Here is a 17629-nt window from a genome sequence, read left to right as displayed (position 1 = left end):
GTCGGCCGGCCCAGTCCCCGCCCGTCCCGCCCGTGTACCAGGAAGGTGCCCACCGCCGTGGAAACCGCAAGCTCCGCCGTGATCGTCGCCATCGACGGCCCCTCCGGCACCGGCAAGTCGAGCACCTCCAAGGCCGTCGCCGCCAAGCTCGGTCTGAGCTACCTGGACACCGGTGCGCAGTACCGGGCGATCACCTGGTGGATGCTGGCCAACGGCGTGGACGTCTCCGACGCGGCCGCCGTCGCGACCGCCGCGGGCAAGCCCGCGATCGTCTCCGGCACCGACCCGTCCGCCCCGACGATCACCGTCGACGGCGAGGACGCCTCCGGGCCGATCCGTACGCAGGAAGTCACCTCGAACGTCAGCGCCGTCAGCGCGGTCCCCGAGGTGCGCGCCCTGATCACGGAGCTCCAGCGCTCCATCGCCGCGGCCGCCGAACAGGGCATCGTGGTGGAGGGCCGGGACATCGGCACCACCGTGCTGCCCGCCGCCGACCTCAAGGTCTTCCTCACCGCGTCGCCGGAGGCCCGCGCGGCCCGCCGCAGCGGCGAGCTGAAGGGCGCGGACGTCGCCGCCACCAAGGAAGCCCTGATCAAGCGGGACGCGGCCGACTCCGGCCGCAAGACCTCCCCGCTCGCCAAGGCCGACGACGCCGTCGAGGTGGACACCACCGAGCTGACCCTCGACCAGGTCATCGAGTGCGTCGTCACCCTCGTCGAGGAGAAGCGGGCGGCGAAGTGACGGAAGCCACCCCGGTGCCCTCCGAACGCGGAGCGGCCGTGGGGCGCGGCATCGGAATCGGGCTGATGTACGGGCTGTGGAAGCCCCGGGTCCTCGGCGCCTGGCGGGTTCCGTCCGCCGGACCCGTCATACTCGCGGTGAACCACTCGCACAACATCGACGGACCGATGCTGATGGGTACCGCGCCCCGTCCGGTGCACTTCCTGATCAAAAAAGAGGCGTTCGTCGGCCCCCTCGACCCGTTCCTGCGCGGAATCGGGCAGCTGAAGGTGGACCGTACGGCCGCCGACCGCACCGCCATCGGCCAGGCGCTCGGCGTACTGGCGGACGGCGGGGCGCTCGGGATCTTTCCCGAGGGCACGCGGGGCGAGGGCGACTTCGCTTCGCTGCGGGCCGGACTCGCGTACTTCGCGGTACGCGGCGGGGCGCCGATCGTCCCCGTGGCGGTCCTGGGAAGCACGGAGGCCCGGGGACGGTTGATATCGGCGTTGCCCCCGCTGCGCAGCCGGGTGGACGTGGTCTTCGGCGACGCGTTCGACGCGGGCGACGGCAGCGGACGCCGGACCCGCAAGGCCCTGGACGAGGCCACCGTGCGGATCCAGCGGAAGCTGGCCGCGCACCTGGAAGACGCCAGGCGCCTCACCGGGCGTCCGGTCAAGACCTGAGTAGTGAGCCGCGTCACCGCGGCCCATCGATGATGACGTACAGAGGAACGGACTTCATGAACGACCAGATTCACTCCGACGGCTCGGACCACGAGCACGGAGCACTTGGCGACGCCGAGTACGCGGAGTTCATGGAGCTCGCCGCGCAGGAAGGCTTCGCCCCCGAGGAGATCGAGGGCGCCCTCGACGAGGTGGGAGCCGGCCCGCTGCCCGTCCTCGCCGTCGTCGGCCGCCCCAACGTCGGCAAGTCGACGCTGGTGAACCGCATCATCGGCCGCCGCGAGGCCGTCGTCCAGGACAAGCCCGGCGTCACCCGCGACCGCGTCACGTACGAGGCCGAGTGGGCCGGGCGCCGCTTCAAGGTCGTCGACACCGGCGGCTGGGAGCAGGACGTGCTGGGCCTCGACGCCTCCGTCGCCGCCCAGGCGGAGTACGCCATCGAGACCGCCGACGCGGTCGTCTTCGTGGTCGACTCCACCGTCGGCGCCACCGACACCGACGAGGCCGTCGTCAAGCTGCTGCGCAAGGCCGGCAAGCCCGTCGTGCTCTGCGCCAACAAGGTCGACGGACAGAGCGGCGAGGCCGACGCCACCGCCCTCTGGTCGCTCGGCCTCGGCGAGCCCCACCCGGTCTCCTCGCTGCACGGCCGCGGCACCGGCGACATGCTGGACGCCGTCCTCGAAGCCCTGCCCGAGGCCCCGGCCCAGCGCTTCGGCACCCCCGTCGGCGGCCCCCGCCGCATCGCGCTCATCGGCCGCCCGAACGTCGGCAAGTCCTCGCTGCTGAACAAGGTCGCGGGCGAGGACCGCGTCGTCGTCAACGAGCTCGCGGGCACCACCCGTGACCCGGTCGACGAGCTGATCAACCTCGGCGGCATCACCTGGAAGTTCATCGACACGGCCGGTATCCGCCGCCGCGTGCACCTCCAGGAAGGCGCGGACTACTACGCCTCGCTGCGTACCGCCGCCGCCCTGGAGAAGGCCGAGGTCGCCGTCGTCCTGATCGACTCCAGCGAGTCCATCAGCGTCCAGGACCAGCGGATCGTCACCATGGCCGTGGAGGCCGGGCGCGCGCTCGTCGTCGCCTTCAACAAGTGGGACACCCTCGACGAGGAGCGCCGCTACTACCTGGAGCGCGAGATCGAGACGGAGCTCGCGCAGATCGCCTGGGCGCCGCGCGTCAACGTCTCCGCGGTGACCGGCCGCCACATGGAGAAGCTGGTCCCCGCGATCGAGACGGCTCTCGAAGGCTGGGAGACCCGCATCCCCACCGGCCGGCTGAACGCCTTCCTCGGTGAGATCGTCGCCTCCCACCCGCACCCGGTCCGCGGCGGAAAGCAGCCCCGCATCCTCTTCGGCACCCAGGCGGGCACCAAGCCGCCGCGGTTCGTCCTCTTCGCCTCCGGCTTCCTGGAGCACGGCTACCGCCGCTTCGTGGAGCGCCGTCTGCGCGAGGAGTTCGGCTTTGAAGGCACCCCGATCCACATCTCGGTGCGGGTCCGCGAGAAGCGCGGCCGCAACAAGTAGCACGCGGCCCCGGACATGACGGAGCCCCGGACGCTCCCCCCTCACCGGGAGGGAAGCGTCCGGGGCTCCGTCACGTGTACGGGACCTGGCCCGAGGCCCGTCACAGGACCTCCGCGAGCGGCGGTGCCACGGCGGTCCGTCTCAGGGCTCCCGTGAGCCCGGGGGCAGAGCCGCCGGCTGCGGACGCCCGGCGTGCCGGCCCACCCGCTGCCAGGCGCCGCCCGTGCCCGAGCCGCCGCTCTGGGCAGCCGTACGCCCCTGCTGCGCGGCGGCGGCGGCGTGCCCGAAGCTCCCCGGGCGGGCGGCGAGCCTGCCCGGACCGCCGAAGCCCAGGAAGCTCAGACTCTCCTCGCCGCTGCGGTCACCCGGAAGCGCCCGGAACGATCGCAGATATTCGGAGTACAGCGCGTCGTAGATCGGGGTGGGCGACGAGCCCCCCGGGAAGTCCCTGGACGGGCGCATGCCGGGGATCGGGCTCAGCTGCTGGCGGGGCGGATCGTATGAGTGCACATACGGGCCAACGACCCCGGCGCCCGTCGGATGCGGCTCCGGAGGAGAAATCGGCACGCGACGGAGACCGGCGGGAGGCGTGGACACGATCAGGTCCCGGCCAGCGGCATCGAGGCCGCGACGAGCAGACCGTTGACCGCCGCCTTGTCCAGCGCGTCCCTCAGCAGGTCCTCGCGGGGCTGCTGGCCGATCGATCCGGCCGGCGCGGCGAACACCAGGACGTGCTGCGACTTGTTGGCCGCCGCCCGCCATCCGTCGGTGACCTGGAGCGGCTGGTGCGCCTGCCACCAGGCGACGGGGGAGCCGCCGCCGGTGCCCGGCTGCAGCACGGCGTGCAGCTGGCCCATGGCCAGCAGCACCGACCAGCCGGGCAGCGGCCCGGGCAGCCGGTCGAGGTCGTGGGCGTGCCGGAAGCCCTGCTCCTGGAGCAGCTGGAGGAACTCGTCGCCCCCGCTGCCGTCGGTGCCGGGCCGGGCGATCGGGCCGGTCGGCTCGACGACCAGAGCCGGGCGGAGATCGTCCTCGATGAGGACGAGTCCGCTGGTGATGCCGAGGACGGCCTGTTCGGGCATGAGACCCTCCGGGTTCTGCGGTTCGCTGCCGGTGATGCTGCGCACCGCGCCCTGGAGCTGGTCCTCCGCGACGCGCACGACCTGGGACGGGATGCAGGAGGCGTGGGCGAAGGCCAGGACGGCCGTCTCGTCCCCCACGAACAGCACCGTGCTGGTGCGTTCCTGCTCCGGGTTGCCGGGGGTGCGGCAGGAGGTGCAGTCGTAGCTGCCCGGGGCGTTGTCGCCGACGAGCAGCCGGTCTGCTTCGGCGTCGCCGATTTCGGCGCGTACGTCCTCGCTGACGTCGAGCATGCGGGGCACGGGGCGCTCCTAGGAGTCGGTGCGTGGCCGGGCGGGTCCCGGCTCATGCAAGAACAACGGACGATCCGTCGCCCGGGTCACGCCCGAAGCCGCACCGAAACGGCGTCCCCCGGGCGCGACGGGTACCCGGACCCCGGGCCGGGGCGCGCCGTACGGGGGCGGAACCACCGGCTCCGTGCCCGGTCGGCCCGCCGCCGCAGGGGGCCGGAGGGCCGTGCGGCGGACGTACCGGGGCCGTCGGCGCCGGGCATCGGGCCCTCGCGCGCGTACGGCCGCGTACAGCATCGGGGGCAGCATCGTTACGATTTTCGACGGCGGTTCTGCCCCGCCGGTCCGTCAGGAGGTCCGGACGTACCCGGTCCGCATGGGGCACGCGGGCGTCCGGTGCGGATGGCCGCCCGGCGCACGTGGCCGCCCGGGGACGAGGGCACCGGGACGCGGACGGAGGGTGTCCGCGAGTACTGGCAGACTCCGGGCATGTTGGAGACCTCGGCACGACTGCTGCGCCTGCTCTCGCTCCTCCAGGCCCACCGCGACTGGAGCGGACGACAACTGGCCGAACGCCTCGGCGTCACCCCGCGCACCGTACGTCGCGACGTCGACAAGCTGCGCGAGCTCGGCTACCCCGTCCACGCCAGTCCCGGTACGGGCGGCGGCTACCAGCTCGGTGCCGGGGCGGCGCTGCCGCCGCTGCTGCTGGACGACGACGAGGCCGTCGCGGTGGTGGTCGGGCTGCGCACCGCCGCCGGCAACGGGGTCGAGGGCATCGGCGAGACCTCGGTCCGCGCGCTCGCCAAGGTCGAACAGGTGCTGCCGGACCGGCTGAGCCGCCGGGTGGGCGCGCTGAGCGCCTTCACGGTGCCCATGATGCGCGGACCCGGGCCGGAGGGGAGCGCGGTCGACCCCGGGCTGCTGACCGAGCTCGCGGGCGCCTGCCGGGACTGCCGGCGGCTCCGGTTCGCCTACCGGGACCACGGTGGGGCCGAGTCGCGCAGACACGCGGAACCGCACCGGCTGGTGTGCGCCGAGCGCCGCTGGTACCTGGTCGCCTGGGACGTGGACCGGGAGGGCTGGCGTACCTTCCGGGCCGACCGGATCACGCCGACGCCGCCGCACGGCGCCCGCTTCACGCCCCGCCCGCCCCCGGCCGAGGACCTGGCCGCCTACGTGTCGCGGGGCGTCTCGACCACCGTCTACCCGGTCAGGGGGGTGGTCCGGCTGATGGTCTCCGCGGAGGAGGCGGCCTCCCGGATCAGCCCGTCGGCGGGTGTGCTGGAGCCCCTCGACGCCGACAGCTGCCTGTTCACCTCGGGAGCGGCGAGCCTGGACGTGCTCGTCGTCCACGTACTGATGACGGGGTTCGAGTTCGCGGTCGTGGAGCCCCCGGAGCTGACCGCGCGCATCCTGGCCGCCCGTGACCTGCTGACCTCGGCCTTGCACAGGTCTGGACATTCCGCATAGTGGACGCGCCGGACAGATGTGAGGGATGAGTGAGGGCGGGTAAGACCGGCATAAGAGCAGATGAATTCCCGGCGGCTCCGTCCGGTACGCGGATATTCCGGAGAAGGCCGCGAACCGGATCTTCGGCCGGGTCCTCGGCGTAATTCCCCGCGGCCGCCGAAACGTATGGCGCAAGGTCGTCCGCATTGTTTCATCCGTCGCGCCGGGCCACTTGTTCGACTCAATTGTTCGAGCCGAATACTGATGTGGATCTTGTGACACAAGTGTGACCGATGCCGCACCCGGAAGAGGCTCGCGAGCGGGCGCCCGCACGGCTGCTGACGCGCCCGAGCGGGCGCCCGCACGGCTGCTGACGCGCCCGGAGCCTGCCCGGGGGCACCTCGCACGCTCTACGGTGGAAGGCATGGCATCCCTACCGACCCCGCCCGCCCAGCCCGACGACCCGCCCGGACCGTACGTCGGCCTGGACACCACGACCGCCGAGCGGAGAGCCGTGGCGCACGGCTGGACCACGGTCCGCGCCGTCCCGCCGGGCACGGTCCTGACCATGGAGTTCCGCACCGGGCGCATCAACTTCCAGGTCGAGGACTCCACCGTGACCCGCTGCTGGATCGGCTGACCCGCTCCGGCCGCCCGGTCCGGACGTGGGCCCGGGTACGACGGAGGCCCTGGTTGGTCCGGACGTGGGCCTGCGACTGAGGCCCCGCCCGGTCCTGACGTGGGCCCGGGTACGACGAAGGCCCCGGCCGGAGCCGGGGCCTTCGTCGTGCGTGCGCCGCGCGCTCAGCCGCCCAGCGGCCGGGCCGGTGCGGCGGCGGACCGGGGCGGCCGGTCCGGATGCGACGGCCGCCGGGAACCGGCAGGTGCTCCCGCGGCGCGTTCCGTACGTACCGGGTGCGGAGCCGGACGGGTGCGGGCGGCCGCGCCGACGGGCATGAGCCCCGGCGCGCCCTCGGCGCCCACGCTCACGGCCACGGTCTCGCCGGGAGCGTTCGCGCCGACCGGCACCGCCGGACGGTGTCCGCCCGCCGCGACCGGGACGGAGGCGCTCGCCCTGCGGCGCCGTTCCTGCCGCCAGCGCTCGCGCGCCGCCAGGATCAGCTGCTCGGCGAGGGTGATGAGCGGCTCCACCCACGGCAGGGCCAGGAGGACCAGGAGCCCAGCCGCCCAGCCCAGCAGCACGTCGCTGAGCCAGTGCGTGCCGATGTACACGGTGGTGAGCCCCACGCCCAGCGACACCGTCGCCGAGATGGCCGACAGATAGCGCCGGGCCCTCGGGGTGGTGGCCAGGTAGGCGAGGATTCCCCAGGTCACGACGGCGTTCGCGGTGTGCCCGGAGGGAAATATATCGCCGCCTGCGAAGAGCTCGGCCGATCCGATCTGCGTCGCGTAGTGCGGGCCGAGCCGCCCGAGGAAGATCTTTACGCCGCCCACGGACATGTTGAGCAGCAGCAGCGCGGCCCCCAGCGTGAGCAGGGGGCGCAAGGTGTGCTGCCGCCAGGAACGCCAGCCGAGCCAGCTCGCGATCATCACCGCGGTCGGTCCCCGCTGCCCCAGCACGACGTAGTAGTCGAGGAAGGCGTGGAGTGACGGCCACTGCTGGTACGGCCGGAAGAGCATGACCTTCCAGTCCAGAGCCACCAGCCAGGACGAGACCAGGACCAGGTAGACGATGACGAGATAGAACGCCAACGTCCCGCCGAAGAGGGCCACACGGTGACGGCTCATCCGCGGGATCTCTATCTTCGGCGGTTCCGGCTCCCGGTCCAGCCGGGCAAAGATGTCGGTACGCACCCAATCGACGTTACAGCGAGTGAGTGTGTGACCCGGTCGATCCCACGGGTTTGTGATGACGATGTGATGTGACCCATGTCGCCGGACGTGCCGTTTTCCGGCCCCGGAGGAAAACCAAGAGGATCGGGTCTTCTCCTCCTTCCGGGTAGTTCCGTCAAGGCCGCGGTGACGGCCACTCCCTTTCACCGAGAAAACCGCCGACGGGAATTCCCGGCCCTTTTGCCGCTTCCCGTCCTCCGGAGATGGGCACCCCGTCCTCCCGGGGGCGGGAGCGCCGGGGAGCGGGTGCCGGCCCGGCACGGGTGTGGCGCACGCCACAACTCCCGTGACGGAGGGTATGAGCTGGGCCACGTGTGACAGCGAGGCACTCGCGTACGCTGACGGCTCACTCGCCCGTCGATGCCGGGCCCCGGGGGCGCCGCGCACCATTGCCGCTCCGGTCCGCCGAGCGCGAGGGACACATGGGAGGTACGCAGATGTCCGGGAGGAACACGGCCCCGAGCGCCCCGCGCCCGGCCACCGGCAAGAGCCCCGCCTCCGGTACGACCCCGAGCGGGGACGGCACGCCTCCGAGCGGGGACGGCACGCCTCCGGGCAGGGACGGTACGGCTCCGAGCGGGGACGGCACGCCCCCCGGCGCCCCCGGCCGGAATCGGTGGGTCGTCCTCGTCGTCCTCTGCCTCAGCCTGCTGCTGGTCGCGCTCGACTCGACCGTGCTGCACGTCGCCGTGCCCGCCGTCACCGAGGACCTGCGGCCCGGCCCGGTGGCCCTGCTGTGGATCGTGGACGCCTACCCGCTGGTCTGCGCCTCGCTGCTCATCCTCTTCGGCACGCTCGGGGACCGGGTCGGCAGACGGCGGGTGCTGCTCTGCGGCTACGCCCTCTTCGGCGCGGCCTCCGCGCTCGCCGCCTTCGCGGGCAGCCCCGGGATACTCGTCGCCGCCCGCGCCCTGCTCGGGGTCGGCGGCGCGATGATCATGCCGGCCACCCTGTCGATCCTGCGCCAGGTCTTCCCCGACCGCCGGGAGCGGGCCGCCGCCATCGGGGTCTGGACGGCGGTCGCCGCCGTCGGCGCGGCCACCGGGCCGGTCATCGGCGGATTCCTCGTCGAGCACTACTGGTGGGGCTCGGTCTTCCTGATCAACGTCCCGCTGATGGCGCTGGTGCTCCCGGTCGGGCGCCGGCTGCTGCCCGAGTCGCGCGGCTCCGGCGAAGGCCCGTGGGACGTGCTCGGCGCGCTGATGGCCGCCGCGGGGGTGCTCGGCGCCGTCCTGGGCGTCAAGCGGATGGGCGCCGGGGAGGGCGTGCTCGACCCGGCCTCGCTCGTCCCGCTCGTGGCCGGCGTGCTCTTCCTCGTCCTGTTCGTCCGCCGGCAGCGGCGGCGCACGCACCCGCTGATCGACATCGGCATGTTCGCCCGGCCCGCCTTCGCCACCGCGGTCGGCTGCATCGTCCTCGCCATGCTCGCCCTGGTCGGCCTTGAACTCATCGCCGTCCAGTACCTCCAGCTCGTCCTGCATCTCAGCCCGCTCCGGACCGGTCTGCGGCTGCTCCCGCTGACCTTCGCGGCCATGGCCGCCGGGGCCACCGGCACGTACACGCTGCGCCGCCTCGGCCCCCGCAGGATGGTCGGGCTCGGCTTCGTGCTGACGGCGGGGTCGGTGCTGCTGCTGACGCCGATGGGCGGACACGACCGCCCCGTCCTGATGACGGCCGGCTTCGTCCTGCTGGGCTTCGGGCTCCAGACCACCCTCTTCGGGGCCTACGAGTCGATGCTCAACGACGCTCCCGCCGACCGCGCGGGCGGTGCGGCGGCGATCGGGGAGACCTCGTACCAGCTCGGCGCCGGGCTCGGGATCGCGCTGCTGGGCAGTGTCATGAACGCCGCCTATGCCCCCGGCCTCACCGCCCTGCACAAGGAGGGCGTACCGGCCGCCGCGGGCAGCGCCGCCGCGCACTCCCTCGGCGAGGCCTACCAGGTGGCGGACCGGCTCGGCGGCCCGGCCGGAGGGCTGGTGCGGTCCACCGCGCGGCACGCGTTCGTCCACGGTCTCCACCTCACCCTGCTGGTCAGCGCCGGACTGCTGCTGCTCGGCGCGCTGGCCGCGCTGCGGCTGCCGCGCTCCATGGAGTGCGCGGCGGACTCCGGCCGTACGGGGACGGAGTCCCGGATCGCCGGCCCCCGCACGCCGGACCACCGGGAGCGGGGCGGTCTTCCGGCCGGCCGTGAGGTGCCCGCGGCGCGACGCGAACCGGCCGGGGCGACCGGCTCTGGACGCGCGTCCCGCTGAGCCGTAGCGTCGGCCGAGTAGCCCGACTACCACCGCTAGTTTTTCGGGGTCCGTGCCCGTGACGCGTCCGGCCCCGGACACCGCGCGAGCCGCCGGAGGCACCATGCAGAGCACCGACCACGACCGGCCGAAGCCGCCCCCCTTCGATCCGGGCGACCCGATCGGCATCGACGACCTCCTCGGCCCCGAGGACCTCGCGATCCGCGCGACCGTCCGCGCCTGGGCCGCCGACCGGGTACTGCCGCACATCGCCGAGTGGTACGAGAAGGGCGAGCTGCCCGTCATCCGCGAGCTGGCCCGCGAGCTCGGTTCGCTCGGCGCGCTGGGGATGTCCCTCCACGGGTACGGCTGCGCGGGCGCCTCGGCCGTCCAGTACGGCCTCGCCTGCCTGGAGCTGGAAGCCGCCGACTCGGGGATCCGCTCACTCGTCTCCGTACAGGGATCGCTCGCCATGTACGCGATCCACCGCTACGGCTCCGAGGAGCAGAAGGAACGGTGGCTGCCCGCCATGGCGGCGGGCGAGATCATCGGCTGCTTCGGGCTGACCGAGCCCGACCACGGCTCCGACCCCGCCGGGATGCGGACGCACGCGAAGCGCGACGGGGACGACTGGGTCCTCACCGGCCGCAAGATGTGGATCACCAACGGTTCGGTCGCCGGGGTCGCCGTCGTCTGGGCGCAGACGGACGAGGGTGACGCGGGGCGGGGCGTCCGGGGATTCGTCGTGCCCACGGACAGCCCCGGATTCTCCGCGCCGGAGATCAGGCACAAGTGGTCGCTCCGCGCCTCCGTCACCAGCGAGCTGGTGCTCGACGGGGTGCGGCTGCCCGCCGACGCGGTGCTGCCGGGCGTGCGGGGGCTGCGCGGCCCGCTCAGCTGTCTGAGCCACGCGCGGTACGGGATCGTCTGGGGTGCCATGGGTGCCGCGCGGTCGAGCTTCGAGGCTGCCGTCGACTACGCGCGGACCCGGGAACAGTTCGGCCGGCCCATCGGAGGCTTCCAGCTCACCCAGGCCAAACTCGCGGACATGGCGGTGGAACTCCACAAGGGCATCCTGCTCGCCCACCATCTGGGCCGCCGGATGGACGCGGGCTCGCTCCGCCCGGAACAGGTCAGTTTCGGGAAACTCAACAACGTGCGGGAAGCGATCGAGATCTGCCGCACCTCACGCACCGTCCTCGGTGCCAACGGGATCTCGCTGGAGTACCCGGTGATGCGGCATGCGACGAACCTGGAGTCGGTGCTCACGTACGAGGGCACCGTCGAGATGCACCAGCTGGTGCTGGGCAAGGCGCTCACCGGCCTGGACGCCTTCCGGTAGGGCCGCCCGGCCGAGCGGGACGGCGGGCCGGAGTCCGGGGCGTCGTGGCGAGCGCCCCGCTCAGCTCTGGTTGAAGAAGCCGCCGGTCTGCCGGCCGGAGGCTTCGCCGCTGACCACGTGGGTGTGGGCAGGGGTCAGCAGGAAGACCCGGGTGGCGACCCGGTCGATCGAACCGCGCAGGCCGAAGATCAGCCCGGCGGCGAAGTCCACCACGCGCTTGGCGTCGGCGGGGTCCATGGCCGTGAGGTTCAGGATGACCGGGACGCCGTCCCGGAACAGCTCGCCGATGGTGCGCGCGTCCCGGAAGCTGTCCGGGGTCACCGTGGCGATGCGGCGCTCCCGCTCCTCGGCCGCCTCGGAGGCGACCTGGACCCGGGGGTCGGTCACCCATGCCTGGCCGTGCGTGCCCGTTTCGGCGCCTTCGGAGTACTCGTCGTCGTAGTAGCGCTCGTCGTTGTCCTCCACGAGGCCCAGCCAGGCGCTCGCCTTGCGTACCGATCCCATGGACGCCTCCTCTCACCGCGGTTCTCTGATGTTCCGCATGTCTTTCGTATCCCTATGGTCGTCCATCATGCGGATAGCGCGCCAAGTGGATAGTCGGCGCGCAGGCGATTCGTGACGCTACTGATGCAGAACATGTGGCGGTTCGTCAGGGTTCCGACCGAATAAGGGGGCTTGTAGGAAGAAAATAGGATGCCCGCGACCGTACGGGTGATGTAGAGGGCGTACGAGTGAACGACCGGATCGGTACGATGACCGACGCGTGGGTGTGCGAGGCGTCGCCGGCCCGTCGTTCAGTTTCTCGGGGGGAACGCTCGTGTTCGGAATCGTCAGGCCCTGTACGCACCGGCTGGGCGAAGGGCTCAGAGCCGAGTGGATGGCCCATCTCTGCGGGCTCTGCCTCGCTCTCCGCGCCGACCACGGACAGTTCGCCCGGATCGTGACGAACTATGACGGCCTGATCGTCTCGGTCCTGACGGAGGCTCAGACCGGGCCGGTTCCGGCGGGACGGCGCACCGCCGGTCCGTGCCCGCTGCGCGCCATGCGGACCGCGCCCGTCGCCATGGGCGAGGGGGCGAAGCTCGCCGCCGCCGTCTCCCTCGTGCTCGCCTCCGCCAAGGTGCGCGACCATGTCGCGGACCGGGACGGGCTGCTGGCGCACCGTCCGGTCGCCGCCGCCGCCCGCCGGGTCGCGGCGGGCTGGGACCGGGCCGGGGCCCGGAGCGGCGCGGCCCTCGGCTTCGACACCGCGGTCCTGGTGGACGCGGTGGACCGGCAGGCCGGGATCGAGGCGCTGGCCGTGACGGGCACCCCGCTGCTCGTCGTCACCGAGCCCACCGAGACGGCCACCGCCGCCGCCTTCGCGCACACCGCCGTCCTCGCCGGACGGCCGGGCAACGCGGCCCCGCTCGCCGAGGCGGGACGGCTCTTCGGGCGGCTGGCCCACCTCCTGGACGCCGTGGAGGACCAGCGGGCGGATGCCGAGGCGGGGGCGTGGAACCCGCTCACCGCCACCGGAACCCCGCTCGCCGAGGCCCGGCGGCTCTGTGACGACGCGGTACGCGGGGTGCGTCTCGCGCTGGCCGACGCGGAGTTCAGCGACGGCAAGCTGGTACACGTCCTGCTGGTGCACGAACTGCGCCGCGCGGTGGACCGGGCCTTCGCCACCGACTCCTGCGCGCACCGGGGTGCGTACGGCCCGCCTCCCGGCAACCCGTACGCGCCCGGTGACCCGCACGCACCCGGTGACCCGCACGCACCCGGGGGGCCTGCGGCACCGCCGCCCGAGCCCCCGCGACCGCCCCGCGACCGGCGCGGGCTCATCGCCGGCTGCCTGGTCTGGGCAGGGCTCGCCTGCACCTGCCAGATGTGCTGCGGTACCTACGACGGCCCCTGGTCGCGCGAGCGGCGCGAGGGTCTCTGCAACGACGCGGACTGCGGCGACTGCTGCGACGGATGCGACTGCTGCTCGAACTGCTGTGACGGATGCGGCTGTTGCGACTGCGACTGCGGTTGCGACTGCTGAACCGCGGCCGCGCGGGCGGCGCCGGGAAGGCCCGGCACCACCCGCGCGGACTCACGAGGTCCGTGGGCTCACGAGGTCCGTGGACTCACGAGGTCCGTGGACTCACTTGATCTCGGGCGGCGAGATCTGCGAGGTCTCGATCGCCGAGTCGGAGGTGCCCCACTTCTTCAGGATGCGGTCGTAGGTGCCGTCCGCCTTGAGGCTGTTCACCGCCGCCTGGAAGGCCGGGGCCAGCGGGGTGCCCTTCTTGAAGGCGAAGCCGACGTCGAGCCGCTTGAACTCGTTGAGGAAGCGGATGTCCTTCTGCTGGGTCACCGCGTACCGCAGCCCGTTGATGGTGGACATCACCACGTCGATCCGGCCCTGCTGGAGGCCGATCCAGATGGACGTCGGGTCCGCGAAGGTCTGCACGGTGTAGGGCTTCTTGCCCGCCGCGGTGCAGAGGCCCTTGTTCTTCTCCAGCGTCACCTCGAAGGTCGTTCCCGCCCCGGTGGCGACCTTCAGGCCGCAGAGCTGGGTGAGGTCGGTGACCTCCTTCAGCTTGCTGTCGTTCCGCACGGCGAAGCCCTGGCCGTCGTTGATGTAGGTGACGAAGTCGATCGTCTTGCGCCGCTCCTCGGTGACGCCGAAGTTCCCGGTGCCCAGGTCGTACTTGCCGCTGCCGAGCGCCGGCAGGATCGCCTCGAAGGAGGCGATCTCGCGGTGGAGTTTCAGGCCGAGCTTGCGGGCCACCGCGTCGGAGAAGTCGATGTCCGCGCCGGAGAGCGTCTTGCCGTCCGCCTCGTAGAACGAACTCGGTGGGGAGCCGGCGGTACTGGCGATTCTCAGCGTGCCCGCCGAGCGGACGTCCGCGGGCAGCAGGGCCGCGGCGGCGTCGTCCTTCTTCACGGAGGACACCACGTCGTTCTTCGGGGTGTCCTGGGCGGGGGCGCCGGCCGCCTTCGCCGTGGTGGGCTCGCCCGTTCCGCACCCGGCGAGGGCGAGGGTGGCGGCGGTGATCAGGGCGAAGGTGACGGTGTGGCGGGTGCGGGGCATGACGGAGCTGCTCCAGATTCGTCGGGGGCGTGCCAGGGCGTGCCAGGGCGTGCCGGAAGTGCCGGGAGGTGCCGGTGGACGGGACGTGCCGGGGTATGCCGACCGGCCCCGCCGGCACGGCCCGGGGGCAGTGCGGGGCGGAGCGGAAGGCCGTCAGTGGTGCGAGGGGAGGGGAGGGTGCTGTCGTGCGGGTGAAGTCACGCGGGGAGGAACGCTCGAAGACGCGCGAGGGCGCGAGCGTGCGGAGAGGAGCAGGGGGTCAGCTCAACAGGAACAGGACCACACACGACCGAAGTCGATGTGGGAGCGGGTGACCAGCCACTGCTGCGAATACATGCGCCCAGTGGAACAGGCATTCGGTGGTGCGTCAACTGCCGCCCGGGCAAGGCTCACAGTGTGGACAAGCTTGACAGGGGGGTGCGTACGCCGCTTATCTCATAGGCGGACCAGTGCTGAGGGGCCTGGTCCGCCTCGTGCCCGCTGTGAAGCCGCGCCCCGTGTTCGATCCCGCATCCACGGAGCCCCAGCATGTCCGCGCAGACAGAATCCCTCACGCCCGCACCCCTCTCCTCCGACACCACGTCCGCGGCGGACCCACTCGTCCCCGAAGGCGCCGGCAAGGACGTCGTCCCTCGCATCGTCCCGGTGCGCCGCACCGGCCAGTGGGTGGCCGCAGCCGTCGTCCTCGTCCTCCTCGGCCTCGTACTCGTCTCCGTCGTCCGCAACAAAGCCTTCCAATGGGACGTCGTCGCGCAGTACTTCGCGACCGACTCCGTACTGCGCGGGCTCGGCCTCACCCTCTGGCTGACGGCCGTCGTCATGGTGCTCGGCTTCGGCCTGGGGGCCCTGCTCGCGGTGATGCGCCTCTCGGGCAACCGTGTACTCCGGGCGACCAGTTGGGGGTACGTCTGGCTCTTCCGGTCCACCCCGATCCTGGTCCAGCTGCTGTTCTGGTTCAACATCGGCGCCCTCTACCCCACGATCCTCGGTGTCAACACCGTGAACCTCCTGGGCCCGGTCACCGTCGCCGTCGTCGGACTCACCCTGCACGAAGCCGCGTACGCCGCCGAGGTGGTGCGCGGCGGCATCCTCTCCGTGGAACGCGGGCAGCTGGAGGCCGCGCAGTCACTGGGCCTCGGACCCTGGCGCCGGTTCCGCCGGATCGTGCTGCCCCAGGCGATGCGGTCCATCGTGCCGCCCGCCGGCAACATGCTGATCGGCACCCTCAAGGGCACCTCGATCGTCAGCATCATCGCCGTGCAGGACCTGCTCTACTCCGTCCAGCTCGTGTACCACCGCACCTACGAGATCATCCCGTTGCTGCTGGTCGCCACCATCTGGTACGTCGTCATCACCTCTCTCCTCAGCGTCGGCCAGCACTACGTCGAGCGCTACTACGCACGCGGAACGGCGGACGCCCGATGACCCCCGCACCCACCCTCGTCGTCATCGGCGCCGGACCCCGCGGTACCGGACTGATCGAGCGCATCGCCGCCAACGCCGCCGAGCTGTACGCGGGCCGGCCGCTCGACATCCACCTCGTGGACCCCCACCCGGCCGGCGGCGGCCGCATATGGCGCCACGACCAGTCCCCGCTGCTCTGGATGAACTCCATGGCCGAGGACGTCACCGTCTTCACCGACGACACGGTGCGCCAGGAGGGCCCGGTCCGCCCGGGACCCGCCCTGGACGCCTGGGCCGAGGAGGTCAGAGCGGGCCGCATCACCATCGACGCCGAACCCGCCGTCCTCGCGGAGATCCACGCCCTGAAAGGCCAGGACTTCCCCACCCGCCGGCTCCAGAGCACCTATCTGCGCTGGTTCTACGAGGAGTCCGCCGCCGCCCTGCCCGCCGGGGTCACCGTGCACGAGCACCCCACCCGCGCGCTGCGCGTCACCGGACCGCGCGACGGCCGGCAGCGGGTCTGGCTGGAGGGGCGCACCGAGCCTCTCGTGGCCGACCTCGTCGTCCTCACGGTCGGCCACCTGGACGCCGAACTGGACGACGAACAGAAGGAGTTGTCAGCCTTCGCGCTCCGTCACGAACTCGTCCACCTGCCGCCCGACTTCACCGCCGACACCGACCTCGGCGCGCTCCGCCCGGGCGAGCCCGTCATCGTCCGGGGCTTCGGACTGGCCTTCGTGGACCTGATGGTGCTCCTCACCGAAGGCCGCGGCGGCCGGCACGAGGACGGCGTCTACCACCCCTCCGGGCGCGAACCCGTCCTGTACGTCGGCTCCCGGCGCGGCGTCCCGTACCACTCGAAGATCGGTTACGGCTGGGAGGGCGAGCGCCCGCCGCTCCCGCACCACCTCGGCCCCGAGCGCATCAAGGAACTCCTCGCGTCCCCGGACCCGTTGGACTTCCGCCGCGACGTATGGCCGCTCATCGCGCGCGAACTCGCCCACGCCCACTACCACCGGCTCTTCACCGCGCACCCCGAGCGCACCACCACCTCCTGGGAGGAGTTCCAGCGGAGTCACGAGGCCGCCGGCCCGGACGGCCCCGAACTCGCCGAGCTCGTGGCCCGGTCCGTCCCCGACCCCGCCGACCGGCTCGACCTGGACCTGCTCGACCGGCCTCTCCAAGGGCTCACCCTCCCCGACCAGGACGCCCTCCAGGAAGCCTTGCGCGACTACATCACCGCGGACCTGACGCGCCGTCACGACCCGTCCCGCTCCTCGGATCTCGCCGTCTTCTTCGGGCTCCTCTCCGCCTACGTACAGCTGGTCGCCCTCGGAGACACCGGCGACAGCTGGCACGGCTTCTTCAGCTACCTCGCCTCCGGCCCGCCCGGCCCCCGGCTCGAACAGCTTCTCGCGCTCTCCCGCGCGGGAGTCGTGCGCTTCCTCGGCGCCGACATGACCGTCGAGACCGACGAGGAACACGGCGTCTTCCGGGCCGGCAGCCCCACCGTCCCCGGCGCGCACACCGAGGCCCGGGCGCTCGTCGAGGCACGCCTCCCGTCCCCCTCCCTCCGGCACACCAGCAGCCCGCTCCTGCGCGGACTGTACGAGGACGGGGCGTCGGTCACCGGCAACGGCCTTCTCCAGGTCTCCCCGCAGGACGGCCGGATACAGGACCGCGACGGCACCACCCACCCCCGTCGCTTCGCCCTGGGCCCCTTCACCACGGCCCGCGCGTCGGGCGCCTTCACCCGGCCGCGCACCGGAGGCCCCGCGTTCAGCCAGAACGACGCCACCGCCCGTACCGCACTCGCCTTCCTGCGCGCCCTCTCCGAACGCCCCGTACTCGCGAACTGACCCCGCCGGAGCCGCGCCACGCCCGGGCCCGCGTCCGTCCCGAACGCGTCCGCCGCCCGAACCGCGTGCCGGCCGCCCCGAACCGTGTCCGCCGCCCGAACCGCGTCCAAGGAAATGCCATGTC

Annotated in this window: 15 protein-coding genes; 10 read left to right on the top strand and 5 right to left on the bottom strand. The window is 72.6% G+C overall.

The window, feature by feature from the left end; genetic code table 11:
- Nucleotides 1–45: 45 nt before the first annotated feature.
- From cmk to der, 3 genes are read left to right on the top strand one after another with little or no spacing between them, the layout of a single operon-like run.
- Nucleotides 46–741, top strand: coding sequence for a (d)CMP kinase (gene cmk / locus ACWCWD_RS31275; RefSeq protein ID WP_450778036.1), 696 nt, complete (start codon nucleotides 46–48; stop codon nucleotides 739–741).
- Complete coding sequence (locus ACWCWD_RS31270) at nucleotides 738–1406, top strand: lysophospholipid acyltransferase family protein (protein WP_450778035.1); 669 nt, start codon at nucleotides 738–740, stop codon at nucleotides 1404–1406. The genes cmk and ACWCWD_RS31270 overlap by 4 nt, the downstream gene beginning before the upstream one ends.
- Nucleotides 1407–1462: 56 nt before the next feature.
- The gene (der, locus tag ACWCWD_RS31265; RefSeq protein ID WP_450778033.1) at nucleotides 1463–2932 is read left to right on the top strand and encodes a ribosome biogenesis GTPase Der; all 1470 of its coding nucleotides are present in this window, start codon (nucleotides 1463–1465) and stop codon (nucleotides 2930–2932) included.
- Nucleotides 2933–3073: 141 nt separating this feature from the next.
- Here the strand turns inward: der and ACWCWD_RS31260 are convergent, their stop codons facing one another.
- Both ACWCWD_RS31260 and ACWCWD_RS31255 read right to left on the bottom strand, forming a co-directional pair.
- Entirely contained in the window at nucleotides 3074–3394 is a 321-nt protein-coding gene (locus ACWCWD_RS31260; RefSeq protein WP_450778031.1) for a hypothetical protein, read from the bottom strand.
- A 137-nt stretch (nucleotides 3395–3531) separates the two neighbouring features.
- Nucleotides 3532–4314: a hypothetical protein gene (locus ACWCWD_RS31255; RefSeq protein ID WP_450778029.1), complete on the bottom strand. Its 783-nt coding sequence runs from the start codon at nucleotides 4312–4314 to the stop codon at nucleotides 3532–3534.
- 477 nt (nucleotides 4315–4791) lie between these two features.
- On the opposite strand from ACWCWD_RS31255, the gene ACWCWD_RS31250 reads away from it, so the two are divergent.
- Both ACWCWD_RS31250 and ACWCWD_RS31245 read left to right on the top strand, forming a co-directional pair.
- Complete coding sequence (locus ACWCWD_RS31250; protein WP_450778027.1) at nucleotides 4792–5775, top strand: helix-turn-helix transcriptional regulator; 984 nt, start codon at nucleotides 4792–4794, stop codon at nucleotides 5773–5775.
- Nucleotides 5776–6178: 403 nt separating this feature from the next.
- Nucleotides 6179–6394: an I78 family peptidase inhibitor gene (locus ACWCWD_RS31245; RefSeq protein ID WP_450778025.1), complete on the top strand. Its 216-nt coding sequence runs from the start codon at nucleotides 6179–6181 to the stop codon at nucleotides 6392–6394.
- A gap of 164 nt (nucleotides 6395–6558) precedes the next feature.
- Here the strand turns inward: ACWCWD_RS31245 and ACWCWD_RS31240 are convergent, their stop codons facing one another.
- A complete protein-coding gene (locus ACWCWD_RS31240) occupies nucleotides 6559–7569 on the bottom strand; it encodes a phosphatase PAP2 family protein (RefSeq protein WP_450778023.1) in 1011 nt (336 codons plus the stop codon).
- Between the two features lie 476 nt (nucleotides 7570–8045).
- Between ACWCWD_RS31240 and ACWCWD_RS31235 the strand changes: the two genes are divergently transcribed.
- Both ACWCWD_RS31235 and ACWCWD_RS31230 read left to right on the top strand, forming a co-directional pair.
- Nucleotides 8046–9860: an MFS transporter gene (locus ACWCWD_RS31235; RefSeq protein ID WP_450778021.1), complete on the top strand. Its 1815-nt coding sequence runs from the start codon at nucleotides 8046–8048 to the stop codon at nucleotides 9858–9860.
- Between the two features lie 103 nt (nucleotides 9861–9963).
- Entirely contained in the window at nucleotides 9964–11181 is a 1218-nt protein-coding gene (locus tag ACWCWD_RS31230) for an acyl-CoA dehydrogenase family protein (RefSeq protein WP_450778019.1), read from the top strand.
- Between the two features lie 60 nt (nucleotides 11182–11241).
- Here the strand turns inward: ACWCWD_RS31230 and ACWCWD_RS31225 are convergent, their stop codons facing one another.
- Entirely contained in the window at nucleotides 11242–11685 is a 444-nt protein-coding gene (locus ACWCWD_RS31225) for a cell division protein SepF (RefSeq protein WP_327174961.1), read from the bottom strand.
- Between the two features lie 313 nt (nucleotides 11686–11998).
- Here ACWCWD_RS31225 and ACWCWD_RS31220 point away from each other — a divergent pair, with 313 nt between their 5' ends.
- Nucleotides 11999–13207, top strand: a complete 1209-nt coding sequence (locus tag ACWCWD_RS31220; protein WP_450778017.1) for a DUF5685 family protein — start codon at nucleotides 11999–12001, stop codon at nucleotides 13205–13207.
- 102 nt (nucleotides 13208–13309) lie between these two features.
- On the opposite strand, the gene ACWCWD_RS31215 is transcribed toward ACWCWD_RS31220, so the two are convergent.
- Nucleotides 13310–14242 carry an ABC transporter substrate-binding protein gene (locus tag ACWCWD_RS31215; RefSeq protein WP_450778015.1) on the bottom strand — a complete coding sequence of 311 codons (933 nt, stop codon included), beginning with the start codon at nucleotides 14240–14242 and terminating at the stop codon, nucleotides 13310–13312.
- A gap of 528 nt (nucleotides 14243–14770) precedes the next feature.
- Here ACWCWD_RS31215 and ACWCWD_RS31210 point away from each other — a divergent pair.
- A complete protein-coding gene (locus tag ACWCWD_RS31210) occupies nucleotides 14771–15667 on the top strand; it encodes an amino acid ABC transporter permease (protein ID WP_450778013.1) in 897 nt (298 codons plus the stop codon).
- A complete protein-coding gene (locus tag ACWCWD_RS31205; RefSeq protein ID WP_450778011.1) occupies nucleotides 15664–17505 on the top strand; it encodes an FAD/NAD(P)-binding protein in 1842 nt (613 codons plus the stop codon). The genes ACWCWD_RS31210 and ACWCWD_RS31205 overlap by 4 nt, the downstream gene beginning before the upstream one ends.
- Nucleotides 17506–17629 lie beyond the last annotated feature (124 nt).

This window comes from Streptomyces sp. NPDC001493 (assembly GCF_053597235.1).
Note: the sequence above shows the minus strand (reverse complement) of the source record. Positions and strands in the feature narration are given on the sequence as shown.